We start from the raw sequence: 20243 nt of genomic DNA on the forward strand, positions 1-20243 counted from the left end.
TATCCTCAGCGTTATTTCCTTTAGCGGGCTATCGTTTTGTCAGTTGAAACTCTTCTTGTCCGCCAGTCAGGTCTGCGCGACTGGCAATCTGTCTCCGACGCCATGCATCACTATACCGACCAGCGCAACGACCAGAGTCGTGATGAAATCTGGCTGGTTGAACATCCTCCGGTCTTTACTCAGGGTCAGGCGGGCAAAGCAGAGCATCTGCTGATGCCAGGCGAGATCCCGGTGGTGCAGAGTGACCGTGGGGGTCAGGTCACCTATCACGGGCCAGGACAGCAGGTGATGTACGTCCTGATCGATGTGAAACGCCGTAAGCTCGGCGTACGCCAGCTGGTGACCATTCTGGAAGAGACGGTTATCGCCACCCTGGCAGAGTTTGGCGTCAGCGCCCGCGCCCGTGCTGATGCACCCGGCGTCTACGTTGGGGAAGAGAAGATCTGCTCACTGGGATTACGCATCCGTAAAGGCTGCTCGTTTCACGGTCTGGCGCTGAATGTTGCTATGGATTTGTCGCCCTTCCTGCGCATCAATCCCTGTGGTTACGCCGGCATGAGCATGACCCAGTTGAAAAATTTCCAGCCAGAGGTGACGACGGAGCAGGTACACTCTCCGCTGGTCAGCGCGTTTGCGCGGCTGTCAGGTTATGAAAATGTTGAATGGATTTCAGGGGATCTCCCGGTTAAACCTTAACGCAGAATGCGAATTTACAAATATGTAACTTATCCGCGCTGACTGTGGCTGCTTCGCAGGCGATGTGATGATATAATTTTTGCACTTTTTTCAAATAAAGTTGAAAGCAGCCTTCCCGGTTTGAGTGGGAACGCTTTCAAATCGCAATCCGACCGGAACCTGCTGATTTATGAGTAAACCAATTCAGATGGAACGCGGCGTCAAATATCGTGACGCAGACAAAATGGCGCTGATCCCGGTGAAAACCGTGGCTGTTGAACGGCAGGAGATGTTGCGTAAGCCGGAATGGATGAAAATCAAGCTGCCAGCTGACTCCAGTCGTATTCAGGGCATTAAGGCCGCGATGCGCAAAAACGGGCTGCACTCAGTCTGTGAAGAGGCATCCTGCCCTAACCTCGCCGAATGCTTCAACCACGGCACCGCCACCTTTATGATCCTTGGCGCAATCTGTACCCGTCGTTGTCCGTTCTGCGATGTGGCACATGGCCGCCCCAATGCCCCTGACGCTAACGAACCCGCTAAACTGGCGCAGACGATTGCCGATATGGGCCTGCGCTACGTGGTGATCACCTCGGTTGACCGCGATGATTTGCGTGATGGTGGCGCACAGCACTTTGCCGACTGCATCAGCGCGATTCGCGAAAAAAATCCGACGATCAAAATCGAAACGCTGGTGCCGGACTTCCGTGGCCGTATGGATCGCGCGCTGGAGATTCTTACCGCGACGCCACCGGATGTGTTTAACCACAATCTGGAAAACGTACCGCGAGTCTACCGCCAGGTGCGTCCGGGCGCGAACTACGAGTGGTCACTGAAGCTGCTTGAACGTTTCAAAGAGGCGCATCCTCACATCCCGACAAAATCGGGTCTGATGGTGGGCCTGGGCGAAACCAATGCCGAAATCGTTGAAGTGATGCGCGATCTGCGTCGCCATGGTGTCACCATGCTGACGCTGGGCCAGTATCTGCAGCCGAGCCGCCACCACCTGCCAGTTCAGCGCTACGTCAGCCCGGCTGAGTTCGATGAGATGAAAGAAGAAGCGATGGCGATGGGCTTTACCCATGCCGCGTGCGGTCCGTTTGTCCGCTCTTCCTATCATGCGGATATGCAGGCCAAAGGCGAAGAAGTGAAATAAGCACGCTTTTGCTTCAGGAAGCCTGAAAAACAAAAAACCAGACTGGAAACAGTCTGGTTTTTTTATCTGTGCCTGAAATAAAAAGTAACAGTTATTTGCAGCAAATAACCGATTAATCTTTATGAACGACGCGTTCTGCCGGCACGTCTTCAGCCGCAGTTCGGGTTGCGCTGGTATCTTCATCTTTCATGGCTTTTTTAAAGCCCTTGATTGCGGAGCCCAGATCGCCACCCAGTGAGCGCAACTTGTTGGTACCAAAAAGCAGTACGATAAGCGCACCGATAATCAGCAGCTTGGCAATACTGATACCTTCCATATTTAACCTTTCAACTTTATCGAATCACGGTGACTGATATTTACGCGCAGTTTGCCTGCGGCGACAACTGGAATCTGTAACAGAGTAAGATCTCAGATGAAGCGACTCAGGAACGCCTGGGTACGCGGATGCTGTGGATTCGCGATCACCTCTTCAGGCGTGCCCTGCTCCACCACCACACCCCCATCCATAAAGACCACGCGATCGGCGGCTTCCCGCGCAAAGCTAATCTCATGAGTCACCACAATCATCGTTAATCCCTGGTCGGCCAGGGCACGCATGGTCGCCAGCACTTCGCCCACCAGTTCCGGATCGAGCGCGGAGGTCGGCTCATCAAACAGCATCAGCTGCGGCTTAATCGCCAGCGCCCGCGCAATCGCCACACGCTGTTGCTGTCCGCCCGAGAGGTGACGTGGCCAGGCGTCCGCTTTATCGCTTAATCCCACCGTCGCCAGCAGCGATCGGGCATGGGCCATCGCCTCCTGACGCGGGAATTTATGCACGCCGATGGGCGCTTCAGTGATGTTCTGCAGCACGGTCATATGGGGGTAGAGATTGAACTGCTGAAACACCATGCCAATTTTCTGGCGCTGACGGGCGATCTGGCGTGGCGACAACCGGTGCAGCACATGCCCTTTAAGTACATACCCGATCTGCTCATCACCGACCCGAATCGATCCGGCGTTCATCTCTTCAAGATGATTGATGCAGCGCAGAAACGTGGATTTACCGGAACCGGACGGCCCGAGGATCACCACTACCTCACCGGGCCAGACATCCAGATCGATCCCTTTCAGAACCTGATTGTCGCCGTAATTCTTCTGCACGTTGCGGGCGCAGACCAGGGGTTCACGCTGACTCATTGCTCCTCCTGCTGGGGTTGCGCGTTAGCGGCGACGGCGGCGCGTCTGGGGGCGCTGGCCACCCGACGAGTACCACGCGCGTAGTAACGCTCGATGGCGGACTGGCCCAGATTGAGGATCGAGGTGATCAGCAGATACCAGATCACCGCCACCATCAGCATCGGGATGATCTCGAAGGTACGGTTGTAGATCGCCTGCACCGAATAGAGCAGATCGCCCATTGCGATTACGCTGACCAGCGACGTCGCCTTGATCATGCTGATCAGCTGGTTGCCGGTGGGCGGAATAATCGATCGCATCGCCTGAGGAATGATGATGCGCCGCAGCGCCCGTGAACGACTCATGCCAAAGGCTTGCGTGGTCTCTACCTGACCGTTATCCACCGACAGCAGACCGGCGCGAATAATTTCCGCCATATAGGCCGCTTCATTCAGCGCCAGCCCGGCAATAGCAGCTGTCAGCGGCGTAATCAGATCGTTGGTATTCCAGCTGGCCAGCGTGATATCGGTCCACGGCAGCGTCAGCGACAGCGCCGGAAACAGCGTAGAAAGGTTGTACCAGAAGATCAGCTGTACCAGCAGCGGCGTGCCACGAAAGAACCAGATATAGAGTCCGGCAACGCCGCGCAGCAACCGGTTCTCAGAGAGCCGCCAGACACCCAGCAGCAGACCGAGCAGCGTGCCGAGCACCATCGACACCACTGTCAGCCCCAGAGTGACTTGCAACCCTTTGAGCACGGATCCTTCGGTAAACCACTTGAGTACCACCTGCCATTCAAAATTAGGGTTGGTCGCCACCAGCCACAATAGATTGGTGCCGATCACCAGCACTAAAATCCAGCTGATCCAGCGTCCGTAAGTGGGGGCGCTGCGAGCGAACGCCACGTCGCGCAGCTGTGCGTCGCCTCTGTCGCCGCTGTGCAGATGGCGCGGCGGGCTCATTTGCTGGCCTCTTTCGCCAGATTCAGTCCGGGTGCGGTGGTCATGTTGCCCTCAAGCTGCCACTTTTTCATGATGGCCGCATATGTCCCGTTCTGATACAACTCCTTGTAGGCATCCAGCACCACCTGACCCAGCGGCGAGCCTTTCGGCACCACCGTGCCCTGGAAAATATCGCCAAAGCCGTTTTTCTGCCCTTTGCCCGCCAGCTCAAGTTGCCCTTTCGCCTGATTAACAAAGTAAGTCAGCGGCGCCTGTGATGAGAAGAACGCATCGGAGCGTTTAGAGCGTACCGCCAGAATTGATGAAGGCTGATCGGTAAAGGCCTGCACCGTCACGGCCGGTTTCCCGTCGGCCACACACCGGGCTGACTGCTTACGGATAACCTGTTCCGCAGAGCCAGCGGCCATAACGGCAATGCGCTTGCCGCAGGTGTCGTCCAGCTGATTGATTCTGGCCGGATTGCCCTTCTGCACGCCAAACACCACAAACTCCTGCACAAAATCGATGAAATCCACTTTCTGCTGGCGGTCCGGATAATCACCAATCGGCCCAATCGCCAGCTGATAACGACCCGCATTGATGCCGGTGAGTACGCCTGATAAACCACTCACCGTCGCATGCTCGATCTTCACACCCAGCAGTTGTGCCAGTGCAGTCGTTAATTCGGCCGACGCGCCCTCCATTGAGTGCGGGCCATTCACAATTTCATAGGGCGGAAATGAACCGTTATTCACTGAAATCATTTTGCCCGATTTTTTGATCTCATCCGGCAGCCTGTCATGCAGGGCCTGGTCAACTTTTTGCACCGGAATAGCGTCGGCAGCCTGCGCCAGGGATGCAGTCAGCCCCAGCGCCACGATTAAGGCGGTTGCTCTCTTCGTCATAATGGATTCCTGGTTCAGCGGATCAGTTGAGTTCGGGACGGGCAAAGCGCCGGTTTTCCAGTACCGGTAGCACCCGGCGGGCATAGGCGACGCGCTCAGGATCGAGATCGGCAAACAGCAGCGCCGGCGATTCAGCCGCATTTGCCACCGCCACGCCCAGCGGATCGACCACCAGACTGTTGCCGATATTGCGCGGGCCGCACTCCCCCACCGCCACCATATAGCAGGTGTTTTCCAGCGCGCGGGCGCGGGTCAGCAGTTCCCAGTGCATCTCTTTCAGCGGACCTTTAACCCAGGCGGCAGGCAGCACCAGCACCTCTGCACCATCCAGTACCAGCCGACGCGCCAGCTCCGGGAAGCGCACGTCATAGCAGGTCATTAATCCGACTTTCATACCCGCGACCTCAATCAGCGGCGGAATGACGTGGCCGGGATTGACCCGCTGCGACTCCTGCATCGCAAAGGCATCGTACAGATGCAGCTTTTCATAGGCGGCGATGATCTCACCGTTGCGGATCGCTACCAGTACGTTGAGCGCTTTCTGCTCCCCGGTGGGAACGTGAATGCTCATCATGGTGGTCAGCGCAGTATGCTTGCTGGCGGCCAGCAGCTGGCTCAGAAAAGGACCATCCAGCGGCTGCGCCGCCTTCAGCACTAAATCGGGGTCGGCTATATCACGTGCCAGCACCCCTTCCGGCAGTACCAGCAGATCGGCGCCACCTTCTGTCGCCCGCAGCATTAAGTCCAGACAGATACTGGCGTTCTCCTGCCATTCGCGGCTCACCGCAAATTGTCCCAGTGCTACTTTCATCATTTGTCTTCTCCCGCAGCGGCCGGAAACATTGCTTCCGGCGTCAGTACCTGGTGAGTCAGCCCTTGCTCATAGAGCTCACGGCCAAAGTCCGCAATCATCTTTCTGTTAACGCTAAAACCATTCTGATTCCAGTCAGCGGGCAATTCCTGCGCAGTGCGTCGCAAATCGTCCAGCAGCCACGGCGTGGTGTCGGCATATTTCTCTCTTTTCTGCATCCACAGCCGGTAAGAGCGATCGATGACCTCACTTAACGCCGCAGGCAGCCACGGATGCGCCGCCGCCAGTGCCGGTTTAAGCGCCAGAATGTGGATGCCCGGCACATAGCCGACACGATTAAAGTAGTCCCGCTCCGCCTGATAAAAATCGGTCTGCAGCTGACGTAATCCCGAACCCGGCAGGAAAAAGCCCTCCGGCATAAATGGCGTGAAGATGGCATCCAGCTCACCCGCCTGCAGCATCTCTATCAGCGGTCGCTCGTCAGGCGCGGGTTCAATGCGGCCCGGGCGGCCAAATCCCGCCAGCCGATCGACAATCGGATGATCGGCAGTAAGACGACCGGCATACCAGAACACATCATCGATTTCGACGCCTGCTTCACGCAGCACCGTGCGTGTCCAGGTATTGCCCGAATCCTGCCAGCCGGTGACGCCGATTCTCTTACCTTTCAGCTGCGCAGGCGTGGTGATGGGGCTGCTGCTGGTGGTGATAATGCAGCGCTGGCGGAAGCCGCGCATCAGGAAGTGTGGCAGGCCAAGCAGTGTTTCGTCTCCTCTGGCCCGGCCCTGAGCATAGCGGCTGAAGGAGACTTCGCCCGCGTCATAGTCGGGGCTGGTCGCCAGATCATTCACCAGCGTGCCGACGCGGTCGATCTGCAGTTCAAAACCTTCTGGTCTGATATCGCCCAGCGCCAGCGGGGTGAAGTAGTCCCAGTCGCGTACCGCCAGTCTGATGAGTAGCCTTGCCATGATCTCTCCGTTTACGCTGCACCGTCGGGACGGGGCATAAAATAGTGCTTGAATTTGATACTAGATCCGGAATACTTACCTGAACAATTATTAATTTGTTACTGAACAAAGTATTTTCTTATGACAGAGAGCGTCGACCTCAACTGGTTTTGCAGCCAGATAAAATCGCCTTCAGTGAAAGGCATTGCACAGGCAGCCTCCGCGCTGATTCGTGACGGACAGATCGCGACAGGTATGCAGATGCCTGCGGTGCGGGAGATAGCGGAGCAGCTGGGTGTCAGCCCGGCAACCGTTTCTGCTGCCTGGGCGCAACTCAGAAAGCAGAAAGTGCTGGCGGGCAAGGGGCGCAGTGGTGTCTGGGTCAGTAGTAATACGGTGATGCCGCGTCCGATTCGCTTTGAGAAGATCGGCAACTACGGTGATAACATCCGCGCCGATCTGACCCTCGCCGCGCCCGACCCCGCCCTGCTGCCTGACCTGCAGCGTGCGCTGCAGGCGGCCCTGCACTCACCGCAGCTCAACAGCTACACCCGTGAGGCGATTTCCGCGCCGCTGCTTCAGGCGATCGCGCCGCGCTGGCCCTATGCTGCAGAGGCGTTTCTGGCGACAGATGGCGGTTTTGACGCGATGAATCTGCTGGTGCAAACCCTGGTCTCGCCGGGAGACCGCGTGATTATTGAAGATCCGACCGCGACCCGGCTGCTCGATATACTGGATAACGTCGGCGCAGAGATTCTGCCGCTGGCGTGTGATGATCAAGGCCCGCTGCCAGAGGTTCTTTCTCTTCTGCTGGAGCAGGCACCGGTAATGTTGATCTATCAGCCCCGCACCCACTCGGCCACCGGGAACAGCATCAGCCCGGCGCGACGTCAGGCAATGGCGCAGGTTCTGCAACAGAGCAACACACTGATCGTTGAGGATGATGGTATTGGCGATCTCTCCGCGGAGGCGAGCTGGAGCCTGGGTTCAATCTTTCCTGAGCGCACGCTGCACGTCCGTTCGTTTTCCAAAGCCTATGGACCAGACCTGCGGCTGGCAGTGCTCTCTGCCACCTCGGAGATGGTCAGGCGCATTCAGTCATGGCGAAATTTTGGCGTCAGCTGGACCAGCCGCATTCTGCAGGATGCGGTGGCGTGGCTGCTGGAGGATGAGGAAACGCAACGGCAGATCGCCACCGCACGCGCGACCTACCGGCAACGGCGTGAAGCGTTGCTCGCGGCGCTGGCACAGCGTGGACTTGATCTGCCGCTTCGCGACGGATTAAGCCTCTATATTCCGGTGACTTCAGAGCAGTTTGCCATGATCACGCTGGCTGCCCGCGGTATTGCGGTCGTACCAGGCGAGCGCTGTCGGCTCGGCCCAACCCAATTTATTCGCGTCAGTATCGCCAGCCTCAGGGATGAACAGCGGGAGATGATTGCCGGGGCGCTGGTCATCGCCAGCGGACGGGAATTTAACTCGCTTGCAGATCTTTGATGAGATAACAGGGGGATTCAACATAGCCTTCACGGGCGTAGAACTGGTTCGCCTTGAGACGTGACTGATGGCAATGGACTTCCATGCGATCGCAGCCACGACGAGCCGCCAGCATTTCTGCATGCTGAATCAGCTGCTGGCCGACGCCTTTACTGCGCTCACCTTCTGCAATGCAGAAATAGCTGATGCGGGCGAAATCACCGGCCAGCGCCAGCTGAGGAATAAAATGTAAGGAGAGAAACCCCAGCACCTGACTGCCATGTTCAGCCACCAACAGCGCTTCACTGGGATCGCTGCACAACTGCGCCAGGCGCTGTTCAATAAAGCTTTCAGTGCCGCCGTAGCCTAACTCGCTTAGTAATGCACTCAACGCAAAACTGTCTTTCAACTCTGCCTGACGTATGTTCATCCTGCCTCCTCACTCACTGGGTTCTGTCGCACAGTTATATAGCGTCGCAAGCCAAAAAGCTGCATCTCGGGTTGTTATAAATATGTTACGGTTATTTAGTGTGAACCGCCGCGCAGTTTGTGCGCCAACACGCCGAGAGTGAGAGTACGACAGGGGGGATGAAGCGCAGATTACAGCCATAAAAAAACCCGCCATAAGGCGGGTTTTTAGAATTCTGACTGTTAACTTACAGACTGATAACGTTAGCAGCAGATGGGCCTTTAGCGCCGTCGGTGATTTCAAACTCTACGCGCTGACCTTCAGCCAGAGTTTTGAAGCCGTTGCTCTGGATTGCAGAGAAATGTACGAATACATCTTTGCTGCCATCTTCAGGAGTAATGAAACCGAATCCTTTAGATTCATTAAACCACTTAACGTTACCTTTGATCTTAGACATCTATATTACCTTTACATGAAAAATGGACACTAAACTGTGTCGGGGTCTAGTACAGCAATTGCTGAGGGATTTGTCCAGCATGATTTGATGAAAAAGTGATAAATATCGACATTCTGTACATCCATCACACTTTCCTGCTTTTCGACTTGCGAAACATCGCTCAACGCGTATCAGGCGCAGAGCGGATATCGGTCGCTAACCTGCTGGAAACGAAACCCTTTTTAATTTTAAGCGGTTACGTTACTGACGTTAAAAAGAAAAATCTGATTAAGATATATTCCTGTTCTTAATAACGTTTACGCCGTTAAAAGGTCAATTTTTTTCTATCATCCGGACGTTAAGTCCCATGACCTTAAACCCGTTTTTCTGCTTTTTCAGGCCACCGTCCTGCCAGTGGCTATTTATTGTACGATAAATCTTAAATCCACTGGCGCAGATCCCGCTCCCTCGCCAAAAAAAATGAGTCGGCTGTGCCACTATGATCAGTCATGGCAGGCTATTCGCGGATATTTTAGCCAACAACTAATAAACACTGATCTGGATCAATGAAATGCTTTTTAGTGGCCGAATGCGCATTTGGCAACAAACAAACAAAAGCATAAGAAACTACTTTTCTTATCGCAGTGCGAAATAATATTGCCGCGCAATAGATAAAGTCTGCTTAACCTGTCAGGCACAGGCATCCGTTAATGCTGAGTAAAAGGAGGGTGAGACACAGGATGGTGATGAAGATACGTTGCGGTCAATGTGGAAGCGCCCGATTCGTTTTTACTGATTACCGCGAGGGCCAGCGAAACTTTCATGGTGCCTGCTGCGCATACTGTAAGAAACCTCTGGGCTCACAGGATCTGCTGCCCAATACGCCGATGGATCCCATTACAGACGCTCTGTTGGCCAGCCAGAAAACATTGCGGGCACCTGATTAGGTGCCCGCTGTTGCTGAAGCGTTAACAGATATCAGAAAATCAGTTTGAACACCCCTGTCAGGGTCAGTAAGCCAACGATAAAAATGATCGCAATAATCCACAGAATAATTTTCATTTCCTTTCCCCTCAACAATTAAACACTTTTCCTGTAAGCATTATAGACAGGAAAATGCGCCCTGCCGCTTCACTTACGGCTCAACTGGTCATAAGTTCATCAACCCTGAGCTTTATTTAAATTCTGAGATAACGATCGCAACACCACTTTTTAACGGCTCTCTTTCTTCGTTTTACAGAACACTCCTGGCTAAAATTTAGGCGGCAAGGCAGGCCTCAAGAGTGATGAGATTGAAAATGAGTCGCGAGGAGATCTTATGAGCACGATTAATACCAGCATGGGCCGCTACAGCCTCAAGGCAAAAAACAGCGGTAACCACATCAAAGGGACTTTCGCCATCAACGATGAAGGCGGCACGCAGCTCTCTCTGCAGGAGTTTGACGAGCACTACCTTGATGATGTGGTGAATAACGTTATCTACCCCGTTACCGGTGGCAACCGTGACATTGCACACGCGCTGCGGGAACAGATGGTGAAAGCCGGTTTTGAACCGCCTCATTAACGTGGCAGATTCAGACTGAATCTTCTCTGTCAGGCCGCACCTTGCGGCCTTTTTTATGCTGTCTGTCCCGCACATCCCGGTTTAACCGGCAGCAGGGGCAGCAAGCGCGACGGGATGTTCAAAGCTCAAAGAGGCAGCGGGAGAGACGCGAAAGCAGAGAGCCGCTGGCAGGCTTGCCAGCGGCCAGAAGTTAAATCGCCCAGGAGAGCAGCAGGCAACCCACCAGACCACAGACCGAAATAATGGTTTCCAGCGCCGACCAGGAGCGGATGGTTTCGCCAATCGTCAGGTTGAAATACTCTTTGAACAGCCAGAAGCCCGGGTCATTAACGTGCGAGAAGATCACGCTGCCGGACCCTACGGCGATGACCATCAGTTCCGGGCTGGCGCCGCTGGTAACAATCAGCGGTGCCACAATTCCCCCGGCGGTAATGGCCGCTACCGTGGCAGAACCCAGAGCAATACGCAGCACCGCGGCAATCGACCAGGCCATAAAGATTGGCGACAGCTGAGTAGAATGCATCATGCTGGCAATGTATTTATCCACGCCGCTGTCCACCAGCACCTGTTTGAAGGCACCGCCACCGCCGATGATCAACAACATCATGGCGATGATTTTGATCGAGTCGGTCAGGGTATCCATGACCTGTTCCATCGTACGGCCGCGATTCAGTCCAAAGGTGAAGATTGCAATCAGCACCGCAATCAGTGTCGCCATCACCGGGTCGCCAAAGAACTCCGCATAGGGCAGCAGCACATGGCCTTTAGGCAGCAACATCTCCGCCACCGCACGCAGCGCCATCAGCACCACAGGTACCAGTGCCGTCCAGACGCTGACGCCAAACCCCGGCATTTCCGCCTCGGTAAAGGTTTTCGGGTTATAGAGTCCCTCAGGAATCGGTTTGTCGATGCCTTTCAGGAAGCGGGCGTAGACCGGACCCGCCAGAATCACCGTGGGAATACCCAGCAGCGTACCAAACAGCAGCGTTTTACCCATGTCAGCGTTAAACAGCGTCGCGATTGCGGTCGGGCCAGGATGCGGCGGAAGAAAGCCGTGCGTCACTGACAGGGCAGCCGCCATCGGCACCCCGACATAGAGCAGCGGCACACGTGCCGACGCCGCAACGCTGAACACTAGTGGCAGCATCAGTACAAAGCCGACTTCATAGAACAGCGCAAATCCGACGATAAAACCGGTCAGCACCAGCGCCCATTGAATATGCTTAGTGCCGAATTTTTCAATCAGGGTGGTGGCAATACGCTGCGCACCGCCGCAGTCGGCCAGCAATTTACCGAGCATGGCACCAAAGCCCATGATCAGCGCCAGGCTGCCCAGTGTGCCACCCACGCCCGCCTTGATTGAGGTAATCACTTTGTTTACCGGCATGCCCTGCATCACACCGACCGCCAGCGCCACCAGGATCAGCGCGATAAATCCATTAAGCTTAAAGCGAATCATCAGCAGCAGCAGTAACGCGACGCCAATCGCCACATAGAGTAATGGCATAGCTTTTCTCCACCTTGTGCACTGAACATCATTCAGTGTCGGTTTATTATCATGATCCCCTGAGGGCTACAAAACAGTGCGCTGTAAGATGTTTACACATCCCGACAAACGCTGTTACCGATAACATGTTAAGGGTAACATCAGCAGGAAAGCACCACCCCGCCGGGGGTGAATTTCTGTTTTGCGAAGGTGATCAACTTTTTGCCAATGCGTTATCAGAAAGTTTGCCAGTCCCGGCGCCTTGCTTTTCGTTACACTCAGATTTTAGCGAAATGTAAAAAGGATGCGCTGGTGAGTGAGAACCTGAGTGAGCTGTACAGTAATCAACGAACCCTCTTTGGCCGGGGCAGCCTGGATAAACTGGTGCCGCTGCTGGCCGCCCGGTCACAGCCTACCCTGCTGTTTTGTGGACAATCTTTTCTGCAAGGCCCCGCATATGCCCGGCTAAAAGCCGGACTCAACGATCATATTATTGGCTATGAAATTGTCAGCCATGAAGCCTCACCCGCCGAGATTGATGGCTGGGTTGCGCGCTGGCGCGGTCATGTGGATCGGGTCGTCGCGATTGGCGGCGGGAGCGTGCTGGATGCGGCGAAAGCGTTTAGCGCGATGGTGCAACATCCGTTGCCAACCGCCCGCTATCTGGAAAAAGTGGGTGACACCGCGGTTCAGCCCATCACGTTGCCGCTGATTGCTATCCCGACTACCGCCGGTACCGGCAGTGAAGTGACGCAAAATGCGGTGGTGACTGATCAGCGTGACATTCAGATAAAAGCGTCACTGCGCCACCCGGTCTTTGTGCCGGAGGTGGCAATTCTCGATGCCGATCTGCTGAAAGGTGCGCCTGACCGGGTGCTGGCAACCTGCGGTATTGATGCGTTTACCCACCTGTTCGAAGCGTATCTCTCCGGCAAAGGCAACCTCTTTACCCGACAGCTGGCGCTGACCGGCCTGCGTCAGTTTGTTCAGGCCTGGCCTGCCCTTAATCGTGAGGATGCTGCTGGCGACGCGGCACGGGAAGCGATGATGATGGCGTCGTGGCTGGGCGGTGTCAGTCTCAGCAGTGCGGGTCTGGGGGTGATCCACGGTATTGCAGGGGAACTGGGCGCGATAAAGCCGTTCCATCACGGTGAAGTGTGCGGACGTCTGCTGTTTCCGTTCCTGGATCTATTGTCCGACAGCGAACAGCCACTGCAGCGTAAGCTGATGGCGGAACTGCACCCGCAGCTCTTCAGCGAAACTACGGACTCACCGGCGCAGTTTCTGAAACAGTGGCTGCAGCAGCAGGCGATCACCCCATTCTGGCAGGATGGCCCTTCACTGAGCCGCGCCGAGGTGGAGTGGATTCTGGCGCGAGCCAACAGCAAAAATTCGCTGGTGAATTACAGCCGCGAACAGATGCAGATGATGATCGCGCAGGCCTGGGAAATCACGGCGTGATCAGGAGCCGCGTTGCCCGCATTCGCTGACCAGGCACAACCGGGCCTGCCAGCCTCGCCCGGCTTTGCTGCTCCTCAGCGCTATCCTCTTGCACCCGCTCTCTGAGCCAGGCGGCTGGCTGAATCACGGCGCTAACCGCCCTGGCTTAATCGCAGCGCCAGACGGCTAAGCCTGCGTGGCGCTAAAAGGCCCCTCACCTGCCAGCATCTGCTCAATCACCTGCAGCACGCCCTGCTCGTTGTTAGAAGGTGCGGCATAGCGTGCCGCCTGTTTCACCCGCTGTGGCGCGTTGTCCATGGCAAAACTGAAGCCAGACTGTCTGAGCATCTCCAGATCGTTACCGCCATCACCAAAGGCCAGCACCTGGTCGTGCGCGATCCCCCAGCGTTGTGCCAGCAGATCCAGACCGTGCGCTTTATGATTCCCCGGCACGATCAAATCCACCGAGCCGTGACCGCTTGAGGTCGCTGCCACCCGCCCCTGATGCAGACGTTCAATATCCGCCATCAGTGGCTCGATATAGTCATCAGAGAGATTCAGCGCGAACTTAAACAGCCGGTCATGCTGCACCTCATCCAGATGATGAATCGGCTTCAGCCGGTGACAGTAATGGCGCATCTTCTTCAGCCAGTTCTCTTCCATGCCGTCGAAGTACCAGGCGCTCTCCCGGCCACACAGCAGGTAACGCAGACCCGGATAGTCGCCGTTTTGCAGGGTATCGATTACCGCGTCAACATCGCGGCGTTCAAAGGCACCACAAAACAGTTCCTCATCACGATCGATAATCCATGCGCCGTTTTCGGCTACAAAGGCGATATCGCTGGCGATCTCCGGGAAAAATGATTTGAGCTGGTAATACTGATTGCCGCTGGCCACCACAAATTTGATGTCACGGGCGGTGAGTTGCTGATAGCAGTCGAGAAAGCGGGATCGATTGTACTGCTTGTTATCGTCCAGAAAGGTGCCATCCATATCTACCGCAACCATCTTAACCGTCGTCATCATGACTCCTTACACAGGGAAATTTCAGCGTGGAGTGTCAGGATAGCCGCTGGCGCAGCAAAACGGAAAGAAAGAGGGATGGCCGCAGCCATCCCCTGGGGATCAGTTCAGGGCGCTGTTCAGCACCAGCGCGGTAATTACCCCGGTTGCAGCAGCAATCAGCACATAGTTGCCGTCGATGTTTGCCCAGTGATAACCGCGCGGCGGTTCACGCAGACCGCGTTCATGCCAGTCGGCTACGCGGTAATGGTCGCCGCGGTACTCTTGCGGGACAGGATGCCCGCGACGGAAGTCGTGTCCCTGCCAGGCGAAATGGTCGCGGCCATTACGTGCCTCTCTGCCCCGACCGTTGTTGTCCTGATCCGGGCGATGATTGACGCTGTCATGACGGTTGTTGCCACGCTCCTGATTCTGGTCAGAACCGCGATTGTCAGCACGATGGTCACCGTTCTGATGCGGAACAGGCTTGCGGTGCGCGTCATCACGATCGTCTGCCCGTGAGGCCTGAGAAAAGAGTGTGCTGCATGTCAAAAGTGAAGCGATAAGCGTTAATGTTGTTTTTTTCATGATACTGCCTCCGAAAATAACGGCTGTTCAGGCACCGTTGATCGGCATCATGGCAATAATTGTGGCGGGAGACATCTGTAAAAGTCTTAAAATCCGGTAACTTACACACTATTACGCTTGCTTAGCGCTTTCTTAACACAGGACATGCGATGACAACGTTGCTGACGCAATCCAGAGGTTAAACGGGCAACCTGCGCTGTCTGAAAATCACGCTCTGGTTGACGGATGATGGCCGATGAAAAGTCAGGATGCTGAAACGCACCCTGACATTTTTGCGGTTATGGCGTGCTGAGGATCACTGCCGCATCCGGTAACCCGGTAAAGTGCGTCACGATGTGGTGGTAATCAGCCGTCGGGTCCAGATCGCGGAACACTTCCGGATAGAGATCTTTTGCCAGAATTTCCATGCCGATAATGTTGTAAGGGTGATTATAAAAATGGTGATAAACGCCATACACCCGTTTCTGTTTCACCGGTTCGATCTGCTCCAGACCGGTGCGGCTCTGCAGGCGGTTAAAGGTGGCGGTCACGTCGGTCTGACTGGCACCGTAACCAAACGGCAGCACGTTACTGTTCGGGCGTTTAGAGCCGGTCATGATATAGACGTCCGGCTTCATGGCGATAATCTTCTCCAGCGACACGAATCCTGAGCTGCCGGGCAGTAGTGCAGAACCGATATTCTTGCCACCGACCGCTTCCACCAGCGCGCCCCAGCCGTTATGACCGTGTGTAAAGCAGCAGTTGTCGCTGTTACCGGCAATCGGTTCAATAAACACGGTTGGCTTGTGCGGCACCTGCGCAATCTTCTGCTGAAGCATCTGCCAGCGCTGCTGGTAAAAATCGGCGTAGGCTTTCGCCTCGGCTTCGCGATTCAGAACGGTGCCCAGCACTTTCACGCTCTTCAGGGTGTTCTCTTTCGGATGAAGTTCAACATCAAGGAACAGCACCGGGATATGGAGATTTTTCAGGGTAGCAAGCACGCCTGACTGCGTCAGGGCCGGTTTGGCGCGCAGTTGCGCAATCATCAGATCGGGCTGCTTCGCCAGCACGCTCTCCAGATTGACCTGCCCCTGATCGTTAAAGCCCATATCAACAATCGATGCCGCCTGCGGCCAGCGCTGCTTCAGCAGGTCCCAGGTCTGGGTATCCTGCTTTTTCGGCAGGTTGTTCCAGGCAACGACACGCTGAAACGGGTTCTGGCGATCAAGTAATGCCAGCGCCATCACGTCACGCCCATCCTGTAAAATCACATGCTGCGGCTCTTTTTGCAGCGTAATTTTCTGACCATCCATATCGGTCACCGTGACCGGATAGGTGGTAGCCGCACAGGCGGTTGACAGTAAAAGTGTGGTGGCAGCAACTATCCCGATTTTCATTTTTCTCCTGTCCTTTTAGGGAATAATAATTATTCGCGTTAACTCTACCATGCTGATAAGTACCAAATGTAACTATTGCTAACCAGATGCGTCTGAGAGGCGGCATTAACAACGCGGCAGCGGGCTTAAATCAGGGAGCGATATCGCTGAATACGTGGAGGTGCACGGAGAGAATGGCGAAGGGCGGGCAGAATGGCAGGCGCATCCCAGGGGGATTGAGATGCGCCTGTTGCGCTAAGTGTTACTTCACCAGCGAATAGAAGATTGCGGAGATGGCAATAAGTCCGATCAGCACGACAAACAGATTGCTGATGTGACCGCTGTACTTCCGCATCGCGGGTACCTTCTGGATAGCGTACATCGGCATCAGGAACAGAATCATCGCAATGACCGGCCCGCCAAGCGTCTCAATCATGCCGAGAATATTGGGATCCAGCGTTGCCACCAGCCAGGTCGTCAGCAGCATAAAGAGTCCGGTCAGGCGATTCAGTCTGGCGGGCGCGATGGTTTTGCCGCGACTGCGCAGCGCCTTATTAACCATGCCGTTAAATCCTTCGCGCGCGCCAAGATAGTGACCGAGAAACGATTTCGTGATCGCCACAATGGCAATCAGCGGTCCCAGCCAGGCGATCATCGGCACCTTAAAATGGTTCGCCAGATAGGAAAGAATGGTGATGTTCTGCGCCTTGGCGGCGTGTAAATCTTCAGGCGACAGGCTCAGCACGCAGCTGAAGACAAAGAACATCACCGTCACCACCATCATCAGGTGCGAGCAGGCCAGAATGCGCGAACACTTTTTCTCTGCGGCATCGCCATACTCTTCCCGCTTTGCCAGCGCGAATGAGGAGATAATCGGCGAGTGATTAAAGGAGAAGACCATCACCGGAATCGCCAGCCACAGCGTCATCCACAGGCTGCTGCCCGCGGGCTGAACGTTCAGGGTCGAAAGCACAGCGCCGTGCCAGTGCGGGATCAGATAGCAGGCCATCAGCATCAGCACCGCCACAAAGGGATAAACCAGCACGCTCATCGCTTTGACAATCATCTTCTCGCCGAAACGCACAATGGTCATCAGTCCGACAATCAACAGCAGCGACAGCAGCACACGCGGTGGCGGCACCAGGCCGAGCTGATTCACCATCAGGCTCTCAACCGTGTTGGTGATCGCTACGCTGTACATCAGCAGAATCGGGTAGATAGCGAAGAAATAGAGCAGCGTAATCAGCTTGCCCGCACCAACACCAAAATGCTCCTCGACCACCTCGGTGATATCCCCGGCCGGATTTTTACCGGAGAGAACGAATCGGGTCAGGGCGCGGTGCGCAAAAAAGGTCAGCGGAAACGCCAGTATCGCCATGATGATCAGCGGGATCAGCCCGCCGACGCCAGCATTGATAGGCAGGAACAGCACACCCGCCCCAATCGCCGTGCCGTATAAACCCAGCATCCACATGGTGTCGGTTTTACGCCATCCCGTATCGACGTCACTCTCAAGCGCGCCCAGCGTGCCAGTTTGCGTGGTTTTCATCAGATCTTCCGTTTTAAAAGCCGCCAGTAACCTGAGCCGTCAGGCAGGCAAATGTCCGCCCCACTCTGCGCCTCAGCTGCAACCGGATCAGTCAACGTGATGCTGACCCGCCCGTGCATAGGTAATCGATTGCGTGCGCCACTTTTTACACTACCTGACGATAAAAGTTCAAGCCGTGCAGATAAACACGCATGGATTGCTGAAAAAACCGTCAGGTTGTGCAAAGTGACTGCGCGGCGATCATGCCATCTTTGTGGCAGTTTTACCGCCCCTAAAAAGGTGATCCCTGTAACGGTTCAGCGCAACGGGCTACGCTTAAACAGATTCTGTCGCGATCACGCCGACAGGTGCACAGGAGAAGAGAATGAAAATTGCCTGCCTCGGATGGGGATCGTTAATCTGGAAAGCTGGCGCACTGCCGGTGGCCAGTCAGTGGCATCATGATGGTCCTGAGCTACCGATTGAGTTTGTGCGCATCGCTGACGGCGGCGAGCTGTCGACCGCGATCTGCCTTAACGCCAGCCCGGTGCCGGTGTACTGGGCCTGGCTGAATACCGCCTCACTTGAGAGCGCCTGCCGCGCATTGCGCCTCCGTGAAGCCATTCCGGACAGCCGCATCGATGGCATCGGGATGATGACGGTGACAGCGACCTCAGCGGGACCACTGGCAGAGTGGGCTAAGACCAAAGGCATAGAAGGTCTGATCTGGACCGGTCTGCCTGCCCGCATGGCGGGTGTCGAAGGCCAGATCCCGACGCTGGACGACGCGCGGCACTATCTGCAGCAACTCACCGGTGAAACGCGTGAGCATGCCTGGCACTACATCGAACAGGTTCCGGCACAAATCGACACGGTTTATCGTCGTGCGTTTGCCGACCTCGCTCTCTGGCAACCTGACACCCGAGCCGTGACGGTCGCCACAACGCAGGTGCAGCCGCCCTGTCAGCCCGGCTGAAACTGACCAGCCGGCTGCACCGCTCTGCTTACTCCTTAAAGGATTACTACACTTCAGGCAGGTTTCGATTTCAGGTTTCCTGAGTCTTTCCCGTGCGTGGCCACGCCTTCTGGCCTGGCCGCCGTCCCCTAATCATCAGGAGATGAACAGATGAAAGCATTAACTTATCACGGCCCCCATAAAGTCAGCGTCGATAACGTGCCCGATCCCGGTCTGGAAGCCGCAGATGACATTATTCTGCGTGTGACCGCCACCGCTATTTGCGGTTCAGACCTGCACCTTTACCGCGGCAAAATCCCCGGTACCGGGCACGGAGATATCTTTGGTCATGAGTTTATGGGCGAAGTGGTTGAGACAGGCAGCGCAGTGACCGCCGTGGCCAAAGGCGATCGGGTGGTGATCCCGTTTGTTATCGCCTGTGGCGACTGTTTTTTCTGCCTGATGAGCCAGTATGCTGCCTGTGAAAATACCAACAGCGGACGGGGTGCCATCCTGAACCGGAAAAACATCACGCCGCCCGCGGCCCTGTTTGGTTTCAGCAAACTCTATGGCGGTGTGCCCGGTGGACAGGCGGAATATGTCCGGGTGCCAAAAGCCAATACCGGCCCGTTTAAAGTGCCGTCGGTACTGTCGGATGAGAAAGTGCTGTTCCTGTCAGACATTCTGCCCACCGCGTGGCAGGCGGTGAAAAACGCCGAGGTGAAACCCGGCTCCAGCCTGGCGATTTTCGGTGCCGGACCGGTTGGCCTGCTCAGTGCCGCCTGCGCCCGACAGCAGGGTGCCGAACAGATCTACATGATCGACCACAACAATTACCGCTTAAACTTTGCCCGCGAGCGCTACGGTGTTATCCCGATTAACTTCGATGAGATCGATGACCCGGCCGGCTGGATTATCGAACACAGCACCGGCAATCGCGGTGTGGATGCGGTAATTGATGCAGTAGGATTCGAGGCAAAAGGCAGCATGACCGAAACCGTGCTCACCAATCTCAAACTGGAAGGCAGCAGCGGTAAAGCGTTGCGTCAGTGTATTGCCGCAGTAAGGCGTGGCGGTATCGTCAGCGTGCCGGGCGTCTATGCCGGATTCATTCACGGCTTCCTGTTTGGTGACGCCTTTGATAAAGGGCTTACCTTTAAGATGGGACAGACCCACGTACACGCTTATCTGCCCGACCTGCTGAAGCTGATCGAACAGGGTCATCTGACGCCAGAAGAGATTGTGACCCACCATCTGCCGCTGGAAGATGCTGCGCGTGGCTACGATATTTTCGCCAAACGCGAAGAGGAGTGCCGCAAGGTGATTCTGGTGCCTGGCATGGCAGCGACACAGGCCACAATATAATTTCACAACGGGTCTGAAACGCTTAACCCTGGCTCCCCGGCTGTTT

21 protein-coding genes are annotated in these 20243 nt (G+C 55.6%); 7 read left to right on the forward strand and 14 right to left on the reverse strand.

Features of this window, described 5'->3' with window-relative positions; translation table 11 throughout:
* Positions 1 to 36: 36 nt before the first annotated feature.
* Both lipB and lipA read left to right on the forward strand, forming a co-directional pair.
* Positions 37 to 696, forward strand: a complete 660-nt coding sequence (gene lipB / locus ACX8ZY_RS14605; RefSeq protein WP_029519432.1) for a lipoyl(octanoyl) transferase LipB — start codon at positions 37 to 39, stop codon at positions 694 to 696.
* A gap of 169 nt (positions 697 to 865) precedes the next feature.
* On the forward strand, positions 866 to 1831 hold the full coding sequence (lipA, locus tag ACX8ZY_RS14610; protein ID WP_010258979.1) for a lipoyl synthase: 966 nt from the start codon (positions 866 to 868) through the stop codon (positions 1829 to 1831).
* Between the two features lie 112 nt (positions 1832 to 1943).
* Here lipA and tatE read toward each other — a convergent pair whose 3' ends face one another.
* From tatE to ACX8ZY_RS14640, 6 genes are all read right to left on the reverse strand, one after another.
* Entirely contained in the window at positions 1944 to 2147 is a 204-nt protein-coding gene (gene tatE / locus ACX8ZY_RS14615) for a twin-arginine translocase subunit TatE (RefSeq protein WP_010671272.1), read from the reverse strand.
* 92 nt (positions 2148 to 2239) lie between these two features.
* Positions 2240 to 3010, reverse strand: coding sequence for an amino acid ABC transporter ATP-binding protein (locus tag ACX8ZY_RS14620; protein ID WP_045140679.1), 771 nt, complete (start codon positions 3008 to 3010; stop codon positions 2240 to 2242).
* A complete protein-coding gene (locus tag ACX8ZY_RS14625; RefSeq protein ID WP_158149490.1) occupies positions 3007 to 3951 on the reverse strand; it encodes an amino acid ABC transporter permease in 945 nt (314 codons plus the stop codon). The genes ACX8ZY_RS14620 and ACX8ZY_RS14625 overlap by 4 nt, the downstream gene beginning before the upstream one ends.
* Positions 3948 to 4835, reverse strand: coding sequence for an ABC transporter substrate-binding protein (locus ACX8ZY_RS14630; protein WP_010671270.1), 888 nt, complete (start codon positions 4833 to 4835; stop codon positions 3948 to 3950). The genes ACX8ZY_RS14625 and ACX8ZY_RS14630 overlap by 4 nt, the downstream gene beginning before the upstream one ends.
* Positions 4836 to 4857: 22 nt before the next feature.
* Complete coding sequence (locus tag ACX8ZY_RS14635) at positions 4858 to 5646, reverse strand: deaminated glutathione amidase (protein ID WP_061704242.1); 789 nt, start codon at positions 5644 to 5646, stop codon at positions 4858 to 4860.
* The gene (locus tag ACX8ZY_RS14640) at positions 5646 to 6614 is read right to left on the reverse strand and encodes an ABC transporter substrate-binding protein (protein ID WP_089414487.1); all 969 of its coding nucleotides are present in this window, start codon (positions 6612 to 6614) and stop codon (positions 5646 to 5648) included. The genes ACX8ZY_RS14635 and ACX8ZY_RS14640 overlap by 1 nt, the downstream gene beginning before the upstream one ends.
* 120 nt (positions 6615 to 6734) lie before the next feature.
* Between ACX8ZY_RS14640 and ACX8ZY_RS14645 the strand changes: the two genes are divergently transcribed.
* Positions 6735 to 8090 carry an aminotransferase-like domain-containing protein gene (locus tag ACX8ZY_RS14645; protein ID WP_033771120.1) on the forward strand — a complete coding sequence of 452 codons (1356 nt, stop codon included), beginning with the start codon at positions 6735 to 6737 and terminating at the stop codon, positions 8088 to 8090.
* Here ACX8ZY_RS14645 and ACX8ZY_RS14650 read toward each other — a convergent pair.
* From ACX8ZY_RS14650 to ACX8ZY_RS14660, 3 genes are all read right to left on the reverse strand, one after another.
* The gene (locus ACX8ZY_RS14650; RefSeq protein WP_010258992.1) at positions 8068 to 8499 is read right to left on the reverse strand and encodes a GNAT family N-acetyltransferase; all 432 of its coding nucleotides are present in this window, start codon (positions 8497 to 8499) and stop codon (positions 8068 to 8070) included. The genes ACX8ZY_RS14645 and ACX8ZY_RS14650 overlap by 23 nt on opposite strands.
* 226 nt (positions 8500 to 8725) lie before the next feature.
* Complete coding sequence (gene cspE / locus ACX8ZY_RS14655; RefSeq protein WP_006118399.1) at positions 8726 to 8935, reverse strand: transcription antiterminator/RNA stability regulator CspE; 210 nt, start codon at positions 8933 to 8935, stop codon at positions 8726 to 8728.
* Between the two features lie 957 nt (positions 8936 to 9892).
* Entirely contained in the window at positions 9893 to 9976 is an 84-nt protein-coding gene (locus ACX8ZY_RS14660; protein ID WP_019105993.1) for a small membrane protein YohP, read from the reverse strand.
* 256 nt (positions 9977 to 10232) lie between these two features.
* Between ACX8ZY_RS14660 and ACX8ZY_RS14665 the strand changes: the two genes are divergently transcribed.
* Positions 10233 to 10478, forward strand: coding sequence for a hypothetical protein (locus ACX8ZY_RS14665; RefSeq protein WP_010258994.1), 246 nt, complete (start codon positions 10233 to 10235; stop codon positions 10476 to 10478).
* Between the two features lie 190 nt (positions 10479 to 10668).
* Here the strand turns inward: ACX8ZY_RS14665 and gntT are convergent, their stop codons facing one another.
* Positions 10669 to 11985 (reverse strand): gluconate transporter, encoded by a 1317-nt coding sequence (gntT, locus tag ACX8ZY_RS14670; protein WP_010258995.1) that lies wholly within the window; start codon positions 11983 to 11985, stop codon positions 10669 to 10671.
* Positions 11986 to 12276: 291 nt separating this feature from the next.
* Here gntT and ACX8ZY_RS14675 point away from each other — a divergent pair, with 291 nt between their 5' ends.
* Complete coding sequence (locus tag ACX8ZY_RS14675) at positions 12277 to 13425, forward strand: iron-containing alcohol dehydrogenase (protein ID WP_033756949.1); 1149 nt, start codon at positions 12277 to 12279, stop codon at positions 13423 to 13425.
* A gap of 165 nt (positions 13426 to 13590) precedes the next feature.
* On the opposite strand, the gene ACX8ZY_RS14680 is transcribed toward ACX8ZY_RS14675, so the two are convergent.
* The 4 genes from ACX8ZY_RS14680 to ACX8ZY_RS14695 form a co-directional block, all read right to left on the reverse strand.
* Positions 13591 to 14427 carry a Cof-type HAD-IIB family hydrolase gene (locus ACX8ZY_RS14680; protein ID WP_033756869.1) on the reverse strand — a complete coding sequence of 279 codons (837 nt, stop codon included), beginning with the start codon at positions 14425 to 14427 and terminating at the stop codon, positions 13591 to 13593.
* Positions 14428 to 14529: 102 nt separating this feature from the next.
* Complete coding sequence (locus ACX8ZY_RS14685) at positions 14530 to 14994, reverse strand: RcnB family protein (protein WP_158149491.1); 465 nt, start codon at positions 14992 to 14994, stop codon at positions 14530 to 14532.
* Between the two features lie 278 nt (positions 14995 to 15272).
* Complete coding sequence (locus tag ACX8ZY_RS14690) at positions 15273 to 16370, reverse strand: ABC transporter substrate-binding protein (RefSeq protein ID WP_033766673.1); 1098 nt, start codon at positions 16368 to 16370, stop codon at positions 15273 to 15275.
* A 241-nt stretch (positions 16371 to 16611) separates the two neighbouring features.
* Complete coding sequence (locus tag ACX8ZY_RS14695) at positions 16612 to 17898, reverse strand: HAAAP family serine/threonine permease (RefSeq protein ID WP_010671264.1); 1287 nt, start codon at positions 17896 to 17898, stop codon at positions 16612 to 16614.
* A 364-nt stretch (positions 17899 to 18262) separates the two neighbouring features.
* Here ACX8ZY_RS14695 and ACX8ZY_RS14700 point away from each other — a divergent pair, with 364 nt between their 5' ends.
* On the forward strand, positions 18263 to 18853 hold the full coding sequence (locus ACX8ZY_RS14700) for a hypothetical protein (RefSeq protein ID WP_033771112.1): 591 nt from the start codon (positions 18263 to 18265) through the stop codon (positions 18851 to 18853).
* A gap of 150 nt (positions 18854 to 19003) precedes the next feature.
* A complete protein-coding gene (locus ACX8ZY_RS14705) occupies positions 19004 to 20197 on the forward strand; it encodes a zinc-dependent alcohol dehydrogenase (protein WP_045140685.1) in 1194 nt (397 codons plus the stop codon).
* Positions 20198 to 20243: the final 46 nt, after the last annotated feature.

The organism is Pantoea sp. XAF26B01_ASV70, from assembly GCF_054512635.1.

Excerpts from the sequence above, each read along its gene's own strand:
- ACX8ZY_RS14650 (WP_010258992.1), bottom strand. The coding sequence starts at position 8,499 with ATGAACATACGTCAGGCAGAGTTGAAAGACAGTTTTGCGTTGAGTGCA.
- ACX8ZY_RS14635 (WP_061704242.1), bottom strand. The coding sequence starts at position 5,646 with ATGAAAGTAGCACTGGGACAATTTGCGGTGAGCCGCGAATGGCAGGAG.
- gntT (WP_010258995.1), bottom strand. The coding sequence starts at position 11,985 with ATGCCATTACTCTATGTGGCGATTGGCGTCGCGTTACTGCTGCTGCTG.
- ACX8ZY_RS14700 (WP_033771112.1), top strand. The coding sequence starts at position 18,263 with ATGAAAATTGCCTGCCTCGGATGGGGATCGTTAATCTGGAAAGCTGGC.
- ACX8ZY_RS14685 (WP_158149491.1), bottom strand. The coding sequence starts at position 14,994 with ATGAAAAAAACAACATTAACGCTTATCGCTTCACTTTTGACATGCAGC.
- ACX8ZY_RS14680 (WP_033756869.1), bottom strand. The coding sequence starts at position 14,427 with ATGACGACGGTTAAGATGGTTGCGGTAGATATGGATGGCACCTTTCTG.
- ACX8ZY_RS14625 (WP_158149490.1), bottom strand. The coding sequence starts at position 3,951 with ATGAGCCCGCCGCGCCATCTGCACAGCGGCGACAGAGGCGACGCACAG.
- ACX8ZY_RS14665 (WP_010258994.1), top strand. The coding sequence starts at position 10,233 with ATGAGCACGATTAATACCAGCATGGGCCGCTACAGCCTCAAGGCAAAA.
- cspE (WP_006118399.1), bottom strand. The coding sequence starts at position 8,935 with ATGTCTAAGATCAAAGGTAACGTTAAGTGGTTTAATGAATCTAAAGGA.
- ACX8ZY_RS14690 (WP_033766673.1), bottom strand. The coding sequence starts at position 16,370 with ATGAAAATCGGGATAGTTGCTGCCACCACACTTTTACTGTCAACCGCC.
- ACX8ZY_RS14705 (WP_045140685.1), top strand. The coding sequence starts at position 19,004 with ATGAAAGCATTAACTTATCACGGCCCCCATAAAGTCAGCGTCGATAAC.
- ACX8ZY_RS14645 (WP_033771120.1), top strand. The coding sequence starts at position 6,735 with ATGACAGAGAGCGTCGACCTCAACTGGTTTTGCAGCCAGATAAAATCG.
- ACX8ZY_RS14695 (WP_010671264.1), bottom strand. The coding sequence starts at position 17,898 with ATGAAAACCACGCAAACTGGCACGCTGGGCGCGCTTGAGAGTGACGTC.
- lipA (WP_010258979.1), top strand. The coding sequence starts at position 866 with ATGAGTAAACCAATTCAGATGGAACGCGGCGTCAAATATCGTGACGCA.
- ACX8ZY_RS14630 (WP_010671270.1), bottom strand. The coding sequence starts at position 4,835 with ATGACGAAGAGAGCAACCGCCTTAATCGTGGCGCTGGGGCTGACTGCA.
- ACX8ZY_RS14640 (WP_089414487.1), bottom strand. The coding sequence starts at position 6,614 with ATGGCAAGGCTACTCATCAGACTGGCGGTACGCGACTGGGACTACTTC.
- ACX8ZY_RS14620 (WP_045140679.1), bottom strand. The coding sequence starts at position 3,010 with ATGAGTCAGCGTGAACCCCTGGTCTGCGCCCGCAACGTGCAGAAGAAT.
- ACX8ZY_RS14660 (WP_019105993.1), bottom strand. The coding sequence starts at position 9,976 with ATGAAAATTATTCTGTGGATTATTGCGATCATTTTTATCGTTGGCTTA.
- tatE (WP_010671272.1), bottom strand. The coding sequence starts at position 2,147 with ATGGAAGGTATCAGTATTGCCAAGCTGCTGATTATCGGTGCGCTTATC.